Annotated in this window: 18 protein-coding genes and 1 pseudogene; 18 read left to right on the top strand and 1 reads right to left on the bottom strand. The window is 39.1% G+C overall.

The genetic code is table 11. The annotated features are described in order from the left end of the window. Positions 1-891 precede the first annotated feature (891 nt). The 15 genes and pseudogenes from NST21_RS28605 to NST21_RS28535 all read left to right on the top strand — a co-directional run bounded on the left by NST21_RS28605 (position 892) and on the right by NST21_RS28535 (position 15,297). Positions 892-2,475 carry a primase C-terminal domain-containing protein gene (locus NST21_RS28605; RefSeq protein ID WP_340892850.1) on the top strand — a complete coding sequence of 528 codons (1,584 nt, stop codon included), beginning with the start codon at positions 892-894 and terminating at the stop codon, positions 2,473-2,475. A gap of 181 nt (positions 2,476-2,656) precedes the next feature. Further along, positions 2,657-2,827, top strand: a complete 171-nt coding sequence (locus NST21_RS28600; RefSeq protein ID WP_340892849.1) for a lysozyme family protein — start codon at positions 2,657-2,659, stop codon at positions 2,825-2,827. Between the two features lie 194 nt (positions 2,828-3,021). Further along, positions 3,022-4,011 (top strand): metallophosphoesterase, encoded by a 990-nt coding sequence (locus tag NST21_RS28595; RefSeq protein ID WP_340892847.1) that lies wholly within the window; start codon positions 3,022-3,024, stop codon positions 4,009-4,011. A gap of 486 nt (positions 4,012-4,497) precedes the next feature. Continuing rightward, the gene (locus NST21_RS28590; RefSeq protein WP_340892846.1) at positions 4,498-4,674 is read left to right on the top strand and encodes a hypothetical protein; all 177 of its coding nucleotides are present in this window, start codon (positions 4,498-4,500) and stop codon (positions 4,672-4,674) included. A 298-nt stretch (positions 4,675-4,972) separates the two neighbouring features. Further along, on the top strand, positions 4,973-5,689 hold the full coding sequence (locus NST21_RS28585; RefSeq protein WP_340892845.1) for an SGNH/GDSL hydrolase family protein: 717 nt from the start codon (positions 4,973-4,975) through the stop codon (positions 5,687-5,689). Positions 5,690-7,292: 1,603 nt separating this feature from the next. Continuing rightward, on the top strand, positions 7,293-7,478 hold the full coding sequence (locus NST21_RS28580; protein WP_340453189.1) for a hypothetical protein: 186 nt from the start codon (positions 7,293-7,295) through the stop codon (positions 7,476-7,478). 285 nt (positions 7,479-7,763) lie between these two features. Then, positions 7,764-8,084, top strand: a complete 321-nt coding sequence (locus NST21_RS28575; protein WP_056521385.1) for a PadR family transcriptional regulator — start codon at positions 7,764-7,766, stop codon at positions 8,082-8,084. A 71-nt stretch (positions 8,085-8,155) separates the two neighbouring features. After that, a complete protein-coding gene (locus tag NST21_RS28570) occupies positions 8,156-8,512 on the top strand; it encodes a DUF1048 domain-containing protein (RefSeq protein WP_328114574.1) in 357 nt (118 codons plus the stop codon). 158 nt (positions 8,513-8,670) lie between these two features. Next, the gene (locus NST21_RS28565) at positions 8,671-9,015 is read left to right on the top strand and encodes a DUF1048 domain-containing protein (RefSeq protein ID WP_340892844.1); all 345 of its coding nucleotides are present in this window, start codon (positions 8,671-8,673) and stop codon (positions 9,013-9,015) included. A gap of 171 nt (positions 9,016-9,186) precedes the next feature. Continuing rightward, positions 9,187-9,948 (top strand): ABC transporter ATP-binding protein, encoded by a 762-nt coding sequence (locus NST21_RS28560; RefSeq protein ID WP_340892843.1) that lies wholly within the window; start codon positions 9,187-9,189, stop codon positions 9,946-9,948. Continuing rightward, positions 9,949-10,698: an ABC transporter permease gene (locus NST21_RS28555; protein WP_340892839.1), complete on the top strand. Its 750-nt coding sequence runs from the start codon at positions 9,949-9,951 to the stop codon at positions 10,696-10,698. Positions 10,699-10,746: 48 nt separating this feature from the next. After that, a pseudogene (locus NST21_RS28550) lies at positions 10,747-11,039 on the top strand (DUF1048 domain-containing protein). A 670-nt stretch (positions 11,040-11,709) separates the two neighbouring features. Continuing rightward, complete coding sequence (locus NST21_RS28545; RefSeq protein WP_340892838.1) at positions 11,710-12,945, top strand: alpha/beta hydrolase domain-containing protein; 1,236 nt, start codon at positions 11,710-11,712, stop codon at positions 12,943-12,945. 372 nt (positions 12,946-13,317) lie between these two features. Then, positions 13,318-14,238, top strand: a complete 921-nt coding sequence (locus NST21_RS28540) for a patatin-like phospholipase family protein (RefSeq protein ID WP_340892837.1) — start codon at positions 13,318-13,320, stop codon at positions 14,236-14,238. 579 nt (positions 14,239-14,817) lie between these two features. Continuing rightward, a complete protein-coding gene (locus NST21_RS28535; RefSeq protein WP_340892835.1) occupies positions 14,818-15,297 on the top strand; it encodes a hypothetical protein in 480 nt (159 codons plus the stop codon). A 77-nt stretch (positions 15,298-15,374) separates the two neighbouring features. Here the strand turns inward: NST21_RS28535 and NST21_RS28530 are convergent, their stop codons facing one another. Then, the gene (locus NST21_RS28530; RefSeq protein ID WP_340892833.1) at positions 15,375-16,142 is read right to left on the bottom strand and encodes a MerR family transcriptional regulator; all 768 of its coding nucleotides are present in this window, start codon (positions 16,140-16,142) and stop codon (positions 15,375-15,377) included. A 578-nt stretch (positions 16,143-16,720) separates the two neighbouring features. Between NST21_RS28530 and NST21_RS28525 the strand changes: the two genes are divergently transcribed. The 3 genes from NST21_RS28525 to NST21_RS28515 all read left to right on the top strand — a co-directional run bounded on the left by NST21_RS28525 (position 16,721) and on the right by NST21_RS28515 (position 19,919). Further along, the gene (locus tag NST21_RS28525; RefSeq protein ID WP_340892829.1) at positions 16,721-17,914 is read left to right on the top strand and encodes a hypothetical protein; all 1,194 of its coding nucleotides are present in this window, start codon (positions 16,721-16,723) and stop codon (positions 17,912-17,914) included. 116 nt (positions 17,915-18,030) lie between these two features. Continuing rightward, entirely contained in the window at positions 18,031-19,146 is a 1,116-nt protein-coding gene (locus NST21_RS28520) for a glycosyltransferase family 4 protein (RefSeq protein WP_340892827.1), read from the top strand. Beyond that, on the top strand, positions 19,143-19,919 hold the full coding sequence (locus tag NST21_RS28515) for a HipA family kinase (protein ID WP_340892826.1): 777 nt from the start codon (positions 19,143-19,145) through the stop codon (positions 19,917-19,919). The genes NST21_RS28520 and NST21_RS28515 overlap by 4 nt, the downstream gene beginning before the upstream one ends. Positions 19,920-20,249 lie beyond the last annotated feature (330 nt).

Below are 20,249 nucleotides of genomic sequence, written 5' to 3'. Positions count from 1 at the left end.
AACAATAATGCACCACTCCTTTGCTATTATAGCAAGGATTTATGGTTTATCGTAATCAAAATGCACCAATTAGTACACAGAGACCGCAGTTTTTTTTGAAAAAGCACCAATACAGTTTAAAATAGAGCAATCATTCTGGTATGTTCAATAAATATTGTAGAGTGAATGCACCAATTCATCTCGTGTTATACCTCCGTAAAATCATCTGCGTATCAAATTGAATGAAAGGTGTATGGAACGATGTGCACCAAACGCACCGTTTTTTTTGATATTGAGCGGAACCTGCCTATATAAACCAATCTTAAATGCACCATTTGTAACACATGAATGGAAAGTTGAGCGGAACCTGTATACTAGATCAATCCATTGGTATATCTAGCATTCAATCATTTTTGTGCAAATATCGTTCATAGGAATCCTCCTGTGAAATTGCAAGTTGAGCGGAACCTGTCTATCTGATATGCACCACCTTCTTATATAGATGAGCGGAACCTGTTTAGCATTTATCAGAAGAGAAATAACTCAAACCCCTGACATTACAAGGTTTTCAATGTTTTTCTCTATTTCGTGCTTTAATCAAAAATGGAACATTTCGACTCATTTCGGTGCAATACTTGAGCGTAACTTGCATAGAAAAAAAAAAGTGATTTTTTTTTACCCCTTGGGGCTCTAAGCTTCAAGGGGCTTTTTTTTTTGGTGCATTTCCCTTAGAGAGCATCATTTTACAAAATACGATTTCGCTATACTGATAGGAGCAAAAAAATGTACGACAACTGTGTCATTCCAGCGATTGAATTGGGGTCACGGCCGTTAAAAGATAGCCAGCGACATGGATCGTTTTTTGCACCACTAATTTAACTTCATAACTTCAAAAGGAAGAAGGTGACATCAATGGGGATAAGGGAAATTGGGAATAAAGCAGGCCATGTCGTTTCAATCGTTGAAATCATGCAGTTCATGACTCATAACAGTCTTTTTTTATATAAGAAAAAGGGTTCTTCTGCCCTTTCTGAAAGAATGGCAGCTTATGAGGAAAGGGAAGGCAGTAATCCACACAAGAGGGGCGCTGTCTTTGTATCTCCATCGAAAGCCGACCTCACAGAAGGAAAAGGCTATGTTGTCACCTCATATGAAACGCTCCAGGAGAAACATCAAAAATTGACTCATTGGACACCCAACACCTATCGGGGTGGTACATACTATGACTTCAAGAGGCGAATGATCAAAGGTCATACCCGTGAAAATCTGAAACAGATCAATGTAATGGGCTTTGATATCGATACGAAGGAAGTCGATCTGTACGGGCTTTATTTGGGCTGTGAGGAGCTGGGGTTGCCTCGTCCCAACCTATTGCTGGAAACACCGAGAGGTTTCCAGGTCTTTTACATTTTAGAAACGCCATTTTATATACATAAAAATCAAGATTATAAGTCTTTGAGAGTGGCAGAACGATTGTCAGACAATATTCGTAAAGCCGTTTCCAAGTATGTACCGGTGGACAAGAACTGTGTGCCTTTTGGCTTTTATCGAATCCCCAGGGAAGATAATGTCCTGGATTTCTCTGACGAGCCGGCAAACACTAGAGAACTGCTTGCCTGGTCCAAGAAATTCGAAGAACAGGAAAAAAGAAGTTTCCTTCGGGTGGTTTACGATAAGAACGATTCAGCATTCGACCAAACGTCTTCAGATTGGTATCGTGCACTAATCCTTTCGACAGGCATCCAAAAAGGGTATCAAAGCGCAAGCCGTAATAATGCCCTGATGACGCTTGCCCTTGCCAATTATTCGAGTGGCCGCCCTTTGGAAGAAGCCTATGATGAACTGGACCAGTTTAATAGCCAATTGGACCATCCTTTGAAGAAAAGTGAGTTTGAGCGCACGTTGAGGAGCGCATATTCCGGTAAATATAAGGGCGTAAAGCGCGCCTATGTAGATGGATTGCTGGAACTATGGACAGACGGTCGCGTTCAATTCCAAGGTAAGGAAGGCTGGTATAAATTCAAAAAACCACGCGAAGAGCGTGTCCGTTCCCATTATGATGAAAGGGAAGAGGACATCCTTGCCTATTTGACGGTTCATACGAGCCCTGTAACGCCGTTTTTAGAGGGGTCTTTACCCATGCTTGCCAAAACCTTCGGGATGGCGGTATCAACGCTAAAAGAAGTTTTGAAGCGCTCCACTAAGGTAATCAAGCATTCAGTCGGTCAGGGGAGGGGCGCCTACACCCAATTAGCGAGCCGATCGATGATGTTCAGGAGTTTGTTGCAAAAGCGCCAAGAACGGATTAAACATGCGCAATTGACATTTTCTGAGCTATTGCCTAAACCTAATGCATTTCCACAAATGCTGATCTTTCCTTCCTTACAATCAGAATTACTTACTTATGAGGTGGATATTCTATATAGGTCAGGGGCTTCGCCTCCTGGGAAAAGACACCTAAAATTAATAAGCCAGTCTGCCATTACATATCTATAGTATCTTATTCATGTACGTTTATTAGATTTAAAATAAGTTAAAGTGTTTGTAAATAATATAGATTCATATACGTAAATGGCGGGCTACTGAATGTCTTTATTATTTGCGGTTTAAAATGATGCCAAAACGAATCATATAAAGGACGGAATAACTCCTGTTTATTTCAACAGGAATCAGGTGGATGGCAGTTAACGTCATGCAATCATTCGAATCAATCGGGTTTCCGCTTGCAACCATTAGAGACCCTGAATATTCCATTCAAATTGGCGTTAAACATTTTGCGGAAGTGATAAAGCAAAATGTTTTATTAACCTTGTTTTTCAAAGCTATAACTTTGGGTATGAATTTATAGGATACGATTAGAGTGTGGGGGATATTCTAACGAGGTAGCCACTTAAATATGTGCCTGCTAGGGATGGGTGGATAGGTTACGAATTATGTGAACTATGCAATATTACAACAGTGGAACTGGCAGAGTGGTTGACGTGGGAGAGGCTTAGCAATCTTTTGGTGTAGAAGAAGCACATAATATTATGAAACAATATCTTGGTCGACCCTACGTATCTGGCTTTGTTTTATTGTACTGCGACTGAGCGGTGCACATTCGCAGTTTTCTTGGTTGAAGGCTTTGTAAATTCTATCGCATTAGGATTATCTCTATTTGCATCCACATCTGCATCTGCAGAAAGGAACGAACATACAGACAAAAAGCCTTCCTTTGAATTCGGGCTTATTACCGATATTCAATACTGTGATTGTGATGCAGCGGGTGTACGCTATTACCGGAATTCGATAAGCAAATTGCAGGAAGCAACAGCTGCACTCAATCAGCATGATCTTAAGTTCACTGTACAGATGGGAGATATGATTGACCGGAACGTGGACAGTTTTAATACCATACTTCCTTACTTTAACAAAATTAATGGTCCCAAATATAATGTGCTCGGCAACCATGATTTCGCAGTACCAACAGACCAAGTGGTTGACATTTTAGGTATGAAGAATCAATATTATGACTTTGCTGAAAAAGGCTGGCGTTTTGTCGTGTTAGACACCAATGACCTGAGCCTGTATGCCAATGAACCAGGTTCATTGACATATCAACAAGCCGAAAAGATGTATAATCAACTACAGGCGTCCGGAGCGAAAAATGCTCAGACCTGGAATGGCGGAGTAGGTTCCGAACAAATGACATGGCTACATAACGTTCTTAAAAAATCGGCTAAAAAGAATGAAAAAGTTGTGGTGATTGGGCATCATCCGGTATACCCTACCAACGAGCACAATGCATGGAATGACGCTGAAATCATGCGGGAACTGGAGTCTGCGGGCAATGTAGTGGCTTACTTCAACGGGCATAATCATGCATGCAATTATGGCGAGAAAAAGGGAATCAAAAATGTGAATTTTCAAGGCATGCTGGATACACCTGATACCAATGCGTACTCTGTAATCCAGGCGTTCAAGGATCGCTTAGAGATTGATGGTTTTGGTCGGGAGCCTGACCAAAACCATCAAGGTGAATACTATCCATGAATACGATCAAGAGCAGCAAAATGAAAATGGCGAACATTAATAGATAGCATCGTTTTCCAGAATTAAAACGAACCAAAGAGGCAAACGGATTTCCGCTCGCCTTCTTGGTTCGTTTGTCTTAACAATTTCAAAGTATTTTATTTTCTAGCTCTGTTACGCAGAATGTAGATTTTCTTCTAGTCATTGTAGTGTTTTTATATAATTTTACAAGAGGTTTAATGATGTGGAATATACAAGTCTTATGAATATGTATGTTGATATTGAAACAATAGAATTGCAAGAAACAGTTTATTTTTCGAAACTATGATACTGGAATAAAAGAAGTACAGTTTTTATGTCCTAAAGTTTAAATGTAATAATTGTTTTTTTATCAAGCTTTACAAGAAAAGACCGTCTATTTTTGGTCTCTTCTTTTTGATTACAATGAACAACAAAGTTTAATAGAGCCTAAAAGAAAGGCTGGTTATGTTCGCTGGGGTGGAACATGTGGGCAACCATATCTTACGGAAAACGTTTGGCTATTGGTTTTACCAAAGCCACGAAGGATATTGGCATGCTGCAACGGATTCTGCATGCCAATATCCTTCTGTTACCCCACGCTATATAGTCATTACCGAAGAAGAAACGAACAACGTATTGAAACATTTTAGCGTTTTTCACTAATCCATCTTCTTTATTTTTTTCTTCAAGTAATTTTATTTATTTTGATGCAGTAAGAACGTTACTTTAAGAGAAAAACGTCCGTTCAATAGGGGGACGTAAGGGGATATTTATTAACATTTAGTGATAGCACTAAATACTTGCTTTTTTAATAAAAATGTAAGTCCCACATTAGCCCACCTTTTAAAAAATGTAAGACCCATGTAAGTACATTCGTATATTTTACTTTAGTAGAGAACTTGTTCACACGGAAGGACAAGCTGTGCATATTCTAGAGTATAAGTATATGGAGGTGAAAAGTATGAGTTACAGTAAATGGTGGAAGCTTTTTCTTATTAATTATAGTGAAAAGGAAGTGAATATAACTTCCAAAATAGAAGATAGAATAAGAGTTTTAATCACCGGTGATTCATTGGCACTCCCAAGACCATATAACATTCGTACATTTGATCCGGAAAAAGATGAAGAACTTGGGATTCATCTCCATAATACTTACGGATATTTATTGCAAAAAGAACTTTCTAAGATTTATTCCAAAACAGAGATCATTAATCGTGCACAACATGGACAATGTATTGGAGATGTCTATGTACAGTTATTTGGTCACTTATTTTACTTTCAGCCTGATATTATTATTTTGCACGTTGGAATTGTTGATTGCTGGCCGCGTAAAGAATTAAACGGCAAGCCAAAAACCGATATTGGAAATTTTTCTATGTATTATGACAAGATTATTGAGTTATTAAAGAAGAGAAAACAGACAAAGTTAATTATTATAGGAATTTGTCCAACGTCAAAAAGAGTGGAGGAGAAGTACCCCGGGACTCTTCAACAAATAAATAAATATAATAACATTTTAATGAGCGGAAGTGATCAGCAACAAATTTTTTATATAGATATGGAGAAACATATAGACATAGATCATCCAAATGTTTACTTGATGTTAGATGATCAACATTTAAATAGAAAAGGGAACAAGTTAATTTGTAACTTAATTAAGGATGTTTTAGTGGTATAACACTTTTTATCTGTCTACCATTTTGTTTGTGTTCTTAAAAGTTTTGCTTGTACGCTTATCTATACTTACTTTGTGAGAAATGCAAAGCTAGCAAAAAGCAAGATGCAAATAAACCCGTTTCTTGCGGGCTTATCATAGAACCCGCGAAGCCCGCAAGAAACGGGATTTGTCCATCTTCCATTTACCAAAACGAAAAACGAGTGAACCTTCTGTCCTCAACTGTATGTAATAGCACCTAACTGTCTCAATATATAAAATCTACGTTTTGACGTCGGTCCCTCAGCACTATCCTCATGGTTCTTGGCAACAGTGGCACCAAATGCATCCAACTAGAGAGTGGTAACATTATACAGAGAAGATATCGAGGTGAATTCTCACCTCTTCTTTATGAGCAAGATTTTTTATGATATAACTGTAAATTTATAATGAGTTTTGATCCAAATTTTTCTATTAAATTCCTATCTCCTTTAATGAACTAATCTGCCCCGCTAGTTGAAGAAGAAAAATCAAAAGCATTGTTTAACATAAGCTATTTTAAAGAAGTAACAATCAAAAAAAGTTCACAAAAGTATACTTTTGTGAACGGTGAGGTACCCTCATAATTTTTCATAAAATGTGCTAAACACTTTAAAAATAGCCTGTCCCTTTTTTAAATAATCATAGAATATTATATTGGTAAAAGGAATGAAACTCCTACCCCAAGAAAATCAACTTTTTCTTTCTTCATATCTTCACTCCTTTTTTTTCATTTTAAATTAAAGTAAAAACACAATTTATCAAATCCTTAAGGCTTTTTAAAACCCATTAAAGGCCGTTTATAACGTCAAAAACCTTTTCACTTACTTTTGTTATTCGAAAAAAATTAAAACACCTCAGAAAGCCCAATAAACAGCATGAACGACGAATTTTTAAAAACATCTTTCAAACGACTCTAAACAAATCCCTGTTTTTTCGAGACCTCATTTCGACTTTCCATTTCTTTTATATTCAAACCACTTTTCTTTTTACTTCCCAACCCGTTCACTCCATTTTATACTTACAACTCACTTCTGGCCGGCGACAACTTTAAAGTACCAGAAGACCTCGGTTATGTTAAATAGTATAGGCGAGGTCTTCTGGTGTTTACGAAAAAGGAGGAGTCGGCCCGAACCAATAAAAGACAAGGATCTATTACGAAATATTACCGGAACTAAAACAAAAATTAGTTTCCTTTTTATTTCTTTCTTATTTACGTTTTAAAAGCTATGAGTTAGAAAGAGCATAAGGAAAAACTGTCCCCAACAACGTTGCGGAACTAGGCAAAGCCTAGTGTTTTTATGGGTACATGAAAAATCCATCAATGTCCCCTTTGTGTCCCCTAACAAAACCATCAATGTCCCGAAAATTTGTATCAAGCAAATTCTAAGATTTGAGAAAACCGATTTCTCCTGTATTGAGAAATCGGTTTTTTATTATTCATAAAAACTGCCTTAAATGCTTAGACTTAGCAAGTGTAAAGCTGCCCAAATAAATGATATGAATAAAATTACTTGACACATTTCTTCTACTTCGTAATACTATATAGTAGTACTGAGTAATGACGATTAGTTTGTAAGGAGGATATATGAAACATTTAACGGAAATGCTTAGGGGAGTTCTTGAAGGTGTGGTGCTCCAAAAGATTCAAACAGGAGAAACCGGGAACCTACATGTACAGCTGCTGGATGGGAATGATCCGCGGTGTAATCATTTTGAAAGAAGCATAGGAGGAAGTAAAAGCTCCATAAAGAAAATCGGCTGTATCCAATGATGATAGCTGGTTTTATAAATATTTAGAAAATCCAGTTGACAGTCCATCTACTACGTGCTACGATATACCTGTAGTGAGTCGCACTGGATACCAACACCACTGAATAGTAAGGTTGCAAAAGTATTTTTAAGAAAAATAGTTGACACCTCCGCTACTCGGTGTTACAGTGTACATGTAATAAGCAATACTGAATAGCATGATTTCCCAAAAGCTATTCAGTAAAAATTTCCCTTAGTACTAAGTTATACTGAATATAAGTCAGACAAAATAGAGGAGCCTCTGAACATGGAAAATTTAACTGAAATGCTGAAGGGTTCTCTGGAAGGCTGCGTGCTGGAAATCATCAGCCGCCATGAAACCTATGGCTACGAGATTACCCGCCGCCTGAACGAGCTTGGGTTTACTGAAGTCGTGGAAGGGACGGTCTACACCATCCTCGTGCGATTAGAAAAGAAAAAATTGGTAACCATGAAAAAGAAACCGTCAGATATGGGGCCGCCCCGCAAGTTTTACTCACTTAATGAGGCTGGCCGCCAGGAACTTGAATTGTTTTGGGAAAAATGGGATTTTGTATCATCAAAAATCAACGTCTTGAAGTCAATCTAGCTTCATAAGATATTCCGTACGATATTTTTGGAGTGTCTTGTTCAGCTTTATAAAAAAGGAGGAAAAATAACATGATGGAAATGTTCAAAAAAATGATTGGTGATAAAAAAGAATACAAGATGATGATGGCACGAGTTGAAGCCCTGCCAGAAGACTACCAGTTTGTATTTAAGAAAATTCAAAACTACATGTGGAATTTCTCAGCGGCGGGCAGCGGGATGGATATGCTGCACATACAGTATGAATTAATCGAGTTGTTCGAAGCCGGTGCGGCGGAAGGCAGACAAGTGCTGGAAATCACTGGGGACGACGTGGCGTCCTTTGCCGACGAACTAGTGGCAAACGCTAAAACCTATGTCGCCAAGTATCGTGAAGATTTGAATCAGAGTATCATGAAGCGATTGGGAAAAAATAAATTCAATAGATAATACCGACTGAATAGCTGGTTACAAATGTGAATTGCCACCTTCGCTATTCAGTTAATTTTCAACCCGGTAATAAGTTATACAGATTATCAGTCAGACTAAATAGAAGAGTATAGGCAATCTAGCTCCGCAAGGCGTTTTTTATAAGGAGGAAAAATAGCATGATGGAAATGTTCAAAAAAATGATTGGTGATAAAAAAGAATACAAGATGATGATGGCACGGGTTGAAGCCCTGCCAGAGGACTACCAGTATGTATTTAAGAAAATTCAAAACTACATGTGGAATTTCTCAGCGGCGGGCAGCGGGATGGATATGCTGCACATACAGTATGAATTAATTGAGTTGTTCGAAGCCGGTGCGGCGGAAGGCAGACAAGTGCTGGAAATCACTGGGGACGACGTGGCGTCCTTTGCCGACGAACTAGTGGCAAACGCTAAAACCTATGTCGCCAAGTATCGTGAAGATTTGAATCAGAGTATCATGAAACGATTGGGAAAAAAGTAAATTCAATAGATAATACCGACTGAACAGCTGGTTACAAATGTGAAATGCCACCTTCGCTATTCAGTTATATTTTTAACTCGGTAATAAGTTATACAGATTATCAGTCAGACTAAATAGAAGAGTATAGGCACTCTAGCTCCGCAAGGCGCTTTTTATAAGGAGGAAAAAAGTATGAGCAATGCAGCGATTTCTGTAAAAGGGTTAAGAAAATCCTTTAAAGACAATGAAGTCTTAAAGGGGGTGGATTTTGAGGTGCGGCGTGGCGAAATTTTCGCACTGCTGGGCTCAAATGGAGCGGGCAAGACGACGACGGTCAACATCCTCTCGACGCTGATGAAGGCCGATGGCGGCGAAGTAGGTATTTGTGGCTTTGACGTCCAGCGTCAACCGGATCATGTTCGCCAGAGCATCAGCCTGACAGGGCAGTTCGCAGCTTTAGACGGCATGCTCACCGGGCGGGAAAACCTGATGATGATCGCCAAGTTGCGGGGAGTTTCCAATCCCGCTCAAGTCGCCGACAATCTGCTTGCAAGATTCAGCCTGACCGATGCGGTCAACCGCCGGGCGGACAAATATTCCGGCGGGATGAAGCGCCGGCTTGACATCGCCATGAGCCTGATCGGGACGCCAGCTGTCATTTTTCTCGACGAACCGACGACAGGGCTTGACCCCGAAGCGCGGATTGAAGTCTGGGATACCGTCAAGGAGCTTGCCGGCGGCGGAACGACCATCTTGCTGACGACCCAGTACCTGGAGGAAGCCGAACAACTGGCGGACCGTATCGCCATCCTGCATGGCGGAAAAATCATCACGACCGGTACCCTTACCGAACTCAAGGAGATGTTCCCGCCAGCGAAAGTGGAGTACATCGAGAAGCAGCCGACATTGGAGGAAATTTTCCTCGCTATCATCGGCAAAAAGGAGGAGATGTAAATGAATAGCAAAACAGGGGTATTACTAGGGCGTTTAATGCGCAACATCATGCGCAGCCCGGATACGATTATCACGGTGGCGATTACGCCGATTATGATGCTGCTGCTGTTTGTCTACGTATTTGGCGGCGCCATAGAGACAGGCACGGACAACTACGTCAATTATTTATTGCCGGGAATCTTGCTGATGGCTATCGCATCCGGCGTCGCTTACACTTCCGTGCGGCTGTTTACGGATGTAAAGAGCGGGCTGATGGCGCGTTTCATTACCATGCCTATCAAGCGCTCGTCGGTATTGTGGGCTCACGTGTTGACCTCGCTTGTTTCCAATGCGCTTACTGTCGTGGTGGTTATCCTCGTCGCGCTCTTGATGGGCTTCCGTTCCAGCGCTGATATCCTGGATTGGTTCGCGGTAGCTGGGATACTCGGGCTGTTTACGCTGGCGCTGACATGGCTGGCTGTCATTCCCGGATTGACAGCGGGGTCTATGGAAGGGGCGACAGCCTACTCGTACCCGCTGATTTTCCTGCCCTTTATCAGTTCGGCCTTTGTCCCCACCGAAACCATGCCTAAAATTGTCCGTGCGTTCGCTGAGAACCAGCCCGTGACTTCAATCGTGAATGCGATTCGTGCCCTCTTGTATGAAGGGTCTGTTGGCAACGGTATCTGGATCGCGCTTGCCTGGTGCGTCGGCATCATGGTCATCGCTTACTTCTTCGCCAGTAAAGAATTTAAACGCCAGTTAGGGTAAGTACACCATTATGGGATTAGCCATATCAATAGTCAGCCGCTGCGATGAATGCATTTGCTATCACAAAAAAGAGTGAATCAATTACCTGAAGAATACAAAAAAAGGCAATGAAAGCAATTGAAAATTATATGTGGAACTTTGCTAAGGGATCGGGTATGTTTGAGGTTTTAACCAATATTTTAGAGATGTTCGAGAGTAGTGCCAGTGATGGTTTAAGTATACGAGAAGTAGTAGGAAATGATATTGCAGAATTTGTCGACTCATTCCTAGCTGAGTTTCCTGAAGAAACATGGATTGACAAACTAAGAAATAAATTAAGAAATTCTAGGAGCGAGCCATGAACTGTGCTTTTCTTCAATATCAGCTAATAGAAGATTTGTTGAATAATTCCCAATCTCTCAGTGATATAAATGAGAGATTGGGATTTTTAATACTGGAATATCCTTAACGTTGTAAATCCGCGTTTTGCTGGCGGTTTTTCGTTGTTCTTAATACAGAAGAAAGGTGATATTTTTTTTCAAAAAATAACATTGTTTTTCCATAACAAATAAGCCATCCAACGCTTACGTAGGTAATAATTCCTAATTATCCGACCTCTCATGTACTTGTCCTATTTTTCTATTTTTCGTCCTGATCCATACGAAAAAACAACTTTCTAAAATTCAGCAGCCTTTCTTTTTTTTGAATCTGGACCGTGTAAAAAAATCTTCACTCTTTATAAAACAATAAATAACCATATTGAAACTTTGGCTTTTAAGGAGGTTACACATTGAATATTTTTTTGCATAAAAAAAGACTGAAGCAATCAATTCAGCCAAAATAAATATTAATATTGATATTTGTATCTATCCAATCATTCACTTTTGCATGGTAAGGATCACAATGGATGATTCTACCTGCTATTTTTGTGCAATCATTTTAAATGACGAAAAATAGTTCAGTTTGTCTTATACAAATTACCTTTACATTGCATTTACTATAATAACTTTATCATTAAGGAGGTGTTTTAATTTGTCAGATTTGGGAATTAGGCCTATTCCTAGATTAGAGGAGCCGCGCAAGAGACGGATTGGTGCTTTTGGGGGTATAGAATACGTGCAATATGATGGAATCTTTTCGGGACGCACCTCTACTGGAAAATTTCGTGTGCCCTATCGGATTGCTGCTCCTGTAAATCCCGAAAAAGGTAACCAGACTGTCCTAGTAGAACCTCCGCACTTCAATATTGCACTTGGTGCAAGGGTATTCTATTTGGGGGAGGAGTTTTTATTCTCCCGTGGATTTTCCCATGCAGGTGTCGGCTGGAGTACAACGTCCTTTGACGGTCGAAATCGCAGAATCCTTGACCCTACTGTGCCCGGAGTGTTCATCAATGGTGGTTTCATTGAAGAAAATGGACGAGTTGACGACGAGATCATTTCTGAATTTGCCAAGGCTCTGAAAATAGATCGCATTGCAAGACGAATTCTTGGAGACATTGAACGACGGTCTATTACCGGTTTCTCGGATTCCTCTGACCCTGTTCTCCGCTTAATTACCTCCGGACTTGCAGAAGGTGTTTTTGATTTTGCACTTCCATTCACTGCATTTGGACATGATCCACAAGCAGCAATATCGGCAGGACTCTATGATGGCAAGATAATTGTTGTCAATTCTGAATTCGAGGGGGCATCCTCAGAATTTGTGGATCGCGGTATCGAGCTGAATCAATATCGCTTCTACGCTGTTGCAGGTTCACCCCACATCCCTGATCACTTAGTATTTGCGTCGCTTACAACTACAAATAGAACAACACCAGCTAGCTTTTCACCTGAGCTGCGCGCACACTTTCTGCAGGGAGACAAGTGGGTGCGTAAAGGCAAACAACCACCTGTGAGCCATCATTTATTAGCAGCTGCTGACGGCACCCTTATAGAAGACGAGAATGGTAATGCCATTTCTGTAAATGCAAGTGGGGAACGAGTTCCACGGTTGCCATTTGTGGAGCTCGGTGAGGCGCACTATATTGGTGATTTCATCGGCACCTATGAAAGTGTAAAAACCATTCAGCAATTGGGCTTCGATACTCACAATGATTACTTGAAGGCGCTTCGTGAAAAGCTCGCCGATTATTTAGATGCCAAAAATATTCTTAAAGAAGAAGCAGAAGAGATGTTTCGCCGTGCCACGCTGTGCCCACCTACAACGTACACCGAAACATACCGTGACCACTACGATAACTTTGTAGACATTATTCCCTGTCCTTAAAAGGTAGATGGATATCCTTAGCCCTATCAAAATCACAAATACTGTAGGCACCCTCCCTATGAGTTTTATACTCTAGTTTTCGTTGACTAGAGAACCTTTTAGTATATTAATGCATATAAAAAGATAGGGACACTGGCACTTTTTATATCATTGACATCTGTTAAATAATCATTTTAGAGGCGTCTGACGTTTTTTTTAAAAGAGTAGGTTTAATGTTTGTTCTAAAAGTAAAAACATTTAAGTGGTACTTGTAGATTATAGTAACTGCTTTTTGTTTAGCTGTGGTAGTGTTTCAAAAATGTATAGTCATAATTGTTTTTGTATTAATATAGCAGGTTAATAATAAATAACTCTTATCGAGGAGTGGAAAATATGAGGGCAGATGCAGTTTTTGAAGGTGGTGGAGCCAGGGGAATTGCTTTTGTTGGAGCGATTCAAGCTATGGAAGAGGAAAAAGTAGTATGGGAAAGACTGGCTGGAACATCAGCGGGAGCTGTAATAGCTGCTCTTTTAGCAAGCGGATACAAAAGCTATGAAATTAGAGATCGATTGAGTGAAATTGATTTTTCAAAGCTTCGAGGGAAAACGATTTTAAATCGGATACCTATTTTCGGTACCTTTTTAGAGCTTATGGTTCATCTCGGAATTTACAAAAACGATTATTTGGAAACATGGATGGATTCACTTCTTTCCAAAAAAGGTATTAAGACATTTGCGGATCTTCCAGATGGAAAGTTGAAGATTATTGCTTCAGATGTTTCGAATGGTCAAATGCTTATTTTACCAGACGATTTGGATCGCTATAGTATGACTCCTGCTGATTTAAAAGTTTCAACTGCCGTTATGATGAGTGCATCCTTGCCATTTTTCTTCCGTCCGGTTATTTGGAAATCAAAAGACCGTAACAAATCCTACATTTTAGATGGTGGTTTACTTAGTAACTTCCCAATATGGATATTTGATACAACAGAGCAACCTCGTTTTCCAACGTTCGGATTCCATTTTGTTAAAGATGAAGTTAACATAGATGCGGTTATACCAACGCCGATCCATCTTTTCAAAAATATATTTAAAACGATGCTTCAAGCCCATGATTTACGGCATATGAACGAAGAAACGATTGAACGCACGATTCAAATTCCAACTGGCCACATCAACGCGACTGATTTTGAACTGAATGAAGATGAAATTGACTTTCTCTATAAATCAGGCTATACCTCTGCAAAAGAATTTTTGGCGAATTGGGATTTTGAACAATATAAGATCAAGCGAATTAAAAAGAGCAAAGAATAGATAGAGAAAAGAAAACGGATACAAGAGTGGGACAAGCTAAGCTGTTGCAACTGCTCATTTTCTTATTGAGACGAGGTAGGTTAGCATTCTTGTAGAGCGATATTTATAGGATATGAAAAATATGGAGCCCCATCCTGTATCAAAAACGATGTAAATCGGCCAGTATGTTTACATCTCGTTTTTTCATTAGTCCAACACCTCGAATATAGCATCCGCAACTCAGTATCATCATTTTCATATTCTTTGATGATCTTGAATGGACAAGCTCCTTGATTTTCAAGGGGTTTGTTTTTTTATTTTTCTTAAAATTGTATCTTCTTTTCACATTCTATAAGTTAATAAAAATTAAACCTTACCCAATAGGCTATAAATACCGTTCATTTACAGATATGTTTAATAAAAGTGAAGGGAATTCACACCAGTATGGAGAATATGTGAAATAACAGTCATAACAGTGTGAAGGGAATGTGAATTATGAAAATTAAAGAGGTGTTAGACGAGCTATCCATGCCAGGAAATACAATGGCTAAGATTGCAAAATACTAGGCTAAGATTGGAGAGAAGAGATTAAAGGAAGCATTGCATAATGCAGGGTATGAGTATCGGAACAAAAATCCTAAAGGCTGGTTTTATGCAGGTGAAGGAGAACAACCCCTTTATCAATCCGTGTTTGAGTTTATTAACGTACAGACTAGTTTACCTGATGTGAAACAGAATTCACCTAGAAAACCACAAGGTATTTCACTCGATGTGAACAGCGTAAGAAATGAAGGTGAATATAATATTCACACGGGTTTCACACCAGAGGAAGTAGCGATATTGAGGGACCTGATAAGGGGATATGTCCTTGATGATCAGCATGAGGATAGCCAGGGAGATAGAGACGATCTTTATCAAAGGGTAGTCACTTTAGAAAAAAAAGGCGACAAAGTAAGGAAAACCATTGTCATAAACCGAGAAGTTGGGTCCTTGCTTGATAAGTTTGCAGAGCAACAGAAGTTTAATAAGAGTGATCTCATAGAGATAGCAATATTGGATTTAGTAAAGAAATACCAGTGAATCCTAATAAGAAGCGACAGGAGCCCTATACAAGAGAATTTTAAGAGAAGGGTGTACTATTAGGGGTTAAAGTCCCCCTAACAGTTTTTCATTCCCGTATAAACGAGGACCGCATCTCTTAAGAATTTAGCTGTTCCAGGTTGTTTAGCGTCATAGTATGAAGTGAATCTTTCATCATTTACATATAACTGAGCAACTCCTGCATGTGCTTCTTTCGTATAGCTATCCCAATAAAAGCTTAACCACTGACGATGTAAATCAGCTCCTTTTTGAGCTAATTCTCCAGCAGGATCACCGGTTTTAAATGCAGCATGAAGTGTTTCAAGCACCTCTGTCTCAAGTTTTGTAACCATATTATATTGTTCTTGGGACATTCCTTTTACTTTTTGATTAGACTTGTTAACCGCGTCATCACCGTACTTCTCACGAGCTTCCTTGCCATACTTCATTTCATTGTCATCAACTAACTTCTGCTTAAACCCTTCGAACTTTTCTTTATTAGACATTGTAATTCTCCCTTCTGTTAACGAAATGGTTTTATCAACATTTGAAATCAGTAAATCCAATTGTTCTCTTTTTTCAAGAAGTTTCTGGCGATGTTCTCTCAGTGCTTTCGCTCTATCAAAAGAGGGGGCGGTAACTATATCTTTAATGCTTTCTAAGCTCACACCTAACTCTCTGTAAAAAAGTATCTGCTGTAGCTTATCAACCTCATCTTGACCATATATGCGGTATCCTGATGAGTTAATTCTTGCTGGTTTAAGAATCCCAATTTCATCATAATATCTCAAAGTCCGAGTACTAATACCGGCTATCAACCCTAGTTTTTGCACTGTATACTCCATTGTCGTTACCTCCTGACAAAATCACTATAAACCTTTACGTTGCGTTAAGGTCAATAGTTATTGGAAATATTTTTATAGTAGATAAACGGGCGGTAGAACCCCCACTAAGTGCGTATCTGCATCTTTGCAACTCACGCTTCTGTTTTTTACCGTGCAATCTGTGGTTGGTGCGACTTTGGTTTTAAAATGTTATAGGAAGACAAAAGCTGAATTTATTAATGAGTATTAGCTTACTTCGGAAGTTTAATAATATGGTTGCCTGAAAAGGTTATTGTCAAAACGTCACTTGAATATGGAAAATAGCGAGGCTGCAAGTTGATGATAGGTGGGTTCTCTATTTTCGCAATTAAAACCATTCATAGTTCCTCTTCATTCACATTCATACATTAAGCCTGGTTTTTTTTTGATGGTCAATGTTTTCCCTTTGCAGAAATAAATTTATTAAATTTTAATAGATGCTAGCCCGTACAATGTATTACATTTTTGAATTATATATGAGGAGGTTATAAATCTGAAATCTAGTAAGGAAAAAAGGTAAGAAAGAATTATGTATCTTTTTTCATGAAAGGAGAGAATTTGTGGACACGCAATACTTAAATCAATGCATACAAAATATACAAGTTCAAAATGTGGATAATGCAGACGTAGAGGTAGTCAATAACTCGCCATTGGTGATGATTGGTAAAGGACGTCAGGGAGCGGTTTTTCAACTTTCTGACGACATTTGTGTGAAAGTGTTTGGTAATACTGAAGATTGTGAACGAGAATACTATGCTCTTTCCCTTGGGCAGCACACAACCCTATTTCCAAAAGTCTATGCGAATGGACCGCTTTATATAGCGATGGAAATCATTAAAGGGGTCGATGTACGTGAATACTTGCAATCGCAACCCTTAACCAAAGAACTTTCCACCAAATTGATCGAGATGCTAATCACGTTTAAAGAAATAGGCTTTGAGCGAATTGACCATCATAAAAGGCAAATTTACCTGCTGCAGGATGGCAGTCTAAAAGTAATTGATGTAGCGAGGACTGTTTGGCGTGATCGAGTCTATCCTTATCCCCGTAAATTATTGACTTCCCTGGGTGAAGAAAATAAGGAATTGTTTTTATCCCATGTACAAGAACTAGCCCCCGAGTTGTATGAAGAATGGGTGCACTATATCCGAATGGAAGAGATATCCCGTGAAGTGTACCAAGTACTCATGTCAGAACCGAAGAATACCAATATAGTCAAAACTCTAAATAAAGGGTTGTTGACAACAAAAGATGAGAATATTTATGTTGTTCAACTAGAAGGCTTAGTACACAAAGTATTTAAGGAAGAATGGGTTAAAACGATGCTCGCACGGGGGGTTGATCCCGATACGGTAATGGGAAAAATCGATGAGTATTGGGACTACCATGAACAGGCATGGGAAAGTGTACTTGAACAGGGAGGGCATAGTGAAAAGGACAAACAAGGAAAAGGGACAAAAACCGAGATAAGTACAAAAAGCAAAAAAACGGAAATGTTAAATAAGTATTGGGACTTTCTTGAACAGGGAAGACATAGTGAGAAAGATAAAAATCGAAGCAAAGACAAAGATAAAGACAAACAACAAAACATGACAAAAAACGAGCAAAATCAGACAACAAAAAAGGACAAGAACCGAGATAAAGACAAACAACAAAACATGACAAAAAACGAGCAAAATCAGACAACCAATAAGGATAAGAACAAAGATAAATCAAACAACAATAAAGGGCAAAAACGAGATAAAGACAAATAGCCTCGTCATAAATAAACGTGACAACTCCGATAATGCTTACAATAAATAAAGAAAAGTTTTATTTCTAAAGCTAAGTATTTGAGGCGGAGCCCAAATGTAAACGAGGAGAGACCAATATGAAAGTACTTGTTATCTGGCGTTTGCTCACAGTTGGAGGGGTAAATGCCGGATGGAGAAACCGCGCGATCTATTTTAAAAAACATGGAATTCATACAGAATTTCTGTACACGACAGATCACGGTGGGCTACACATTATGCAGGATATAGCTCCTGTTTATTTAACCAAAAACGAACAGGAGATTATTAAAATAATTAAGGGAAATTCCTATGACGCAATCATTGTTGTAGACACAGGGGCTGCTTATAAATGGATTCGTAAAGCCAAGTATAAGGGCCCCGTAATTGTGGAAGCTCGTACACCAGAACTTATGAAGCTGAAACCTCACTTAAAATCCTTTAAAGGAATTGAACCGGTATCCATCGTTGTTCCTTCACAATATCAAAAACGGTTAGTGTCCATACTGACTGATTTCATCCCCATCAATGTGATTTACAATGGTGTGGATCCTTCTTTTTTCCGCCCTTTATCTACTGAAGAAATTGATTTCGAGAGTAACCCTATACTACCAAAAAACAAAAAGATTATCGGTTGGATTGGTAGATTGGACAAACGTAAAAACTGGCCAATGTTGCTTGAGGTTGCAAAAAGGATTAAAAGTGAGCGCGATGATATTGAAATTTGGATTATTGGCGGAGCACAAAGCGTTCAACGTGAAGAATTTGAAGCCAAATGGCAAGAGGAAAAGCTCACAGATATCATTAAATGGTTTCCGGTCATTCCTTATCAACAAATGCCACATGTCTATGCGAAAATTCGTCAATCAGGAGGATGCACCCTCGCTACCACAAAGTCAGAATCATTTGGCAATACCTTTATTGAATCGATGGCTTGCGGTGTACCTATTGTTGCTTCAAATATGATGCCAGTCACAGAATTGGTTGTAAAAGCGAAAACTGGACTGCTCTTTCGTGGACAAAATGTCGAAGACGCTGTTAAGCAACTATACGGTATCTTAGATCAACCAGATTCCTATCAAGATATGTCGGAAGCAGCCATAGTTCACATTCAAAATAAATTTGCAATAAATGTGGTGGCAGATCAGTATATTCACTTGTTACGAAATATTTGCGATATGGAAAATGGAGCGAATGAGGAGGGGAATGACACATGATAATGCCCACTGTTTATCAAAAGAAACTGGAGGGGAAATCGAACGCACATCTCATTACATTTAGTGATGGAAAAGACTATGTGGTGAAGTATTTTCAAACAGGATTTGAAAAAACTTTACCAAATGAGTGGGTCGCCTACTGTTTAGCCCGTTACCTCGGGCTCCCTATTCCTTATGCCCAGTTGGTAGAAATTCCACAAGAATTTTCTTCTCAAGTTCCGGAATTGGCGCAGATGAGCCAAACCAACTTTCAATTTGCCTCATTGTACGTACCCAATTGTATTGATGGTCACCAAGCTTCCCATGTTTCCAATATTATTAACCACCAGTCGCTAGCCAGTATCATTTTATTTGATTACTGGTTGTGTAATAGGGATCGAACCCGTAAAAACATTCTCTTACATGAAGAAAATCTGAATTCCTACCATTTGTGGGCCATTGACCATGCAGAAGTGTTCGGATCTTACAATTGGCTTCTACCTGATTTAGAAAGGCTTCCAGTTGGGATTCTGAAAAGTGCAACTCACCAAATAATGGCACTCTTTATCGAAGACGAGAAACAATTTACCGAGCAACTTGAACTAATTCAGACGATGCCTATCCTATTAATCGAAGAAATTGTTGCTCTTATCCCTGACGATTGGGGTGTATCAATGGAGGAAAAAAAGGGAATGGTTACTACGCTGCTAAGCCGCCGCAAAAACATTCTTCCTAAGCTCATGCAAAAGTTCATCCTAAATATATATCGACCATTACACCAAAACCAGGGATAACTCCAATAAACAGTCTTTTAAATTGGCACGAACTAACGATTGAGCATTATGTGTGTTTTAATGTGTTCTGGGAAGGAATCAAAAGAATTATTTGGATTTTTGAAAACGTTTTATATTAGTAAAAGAACTAGCCTTAAGGCTAGTTCTTTTTATTTTGCTCTAAGAAAGGGGGTTGAAAGGAATATTATGGCGACAGCACTCAAAGAAAAAGAAGCATTTCGGATAAGCAATATTGTAATTTATCTGGAAACCAATTATTGTTTCCCAAAAGATCCAGATCCTTTGGGATGCTGGCTTTCTGTAGATCATACCAGAGGGAACTTCTAGTAA

Source organism: Peribacillus sp. FSL K6-1552 (assembly GCF_038005205.1).
Lineage (GTDB): Bacteria > Bacillota > Bacilli > Bacillales > DSM-1321 > Peribacillus > Peribacillus butanolivorans.
This window is presented reverse-complemented; position numbering and strand designations above follow the sequence as displayed.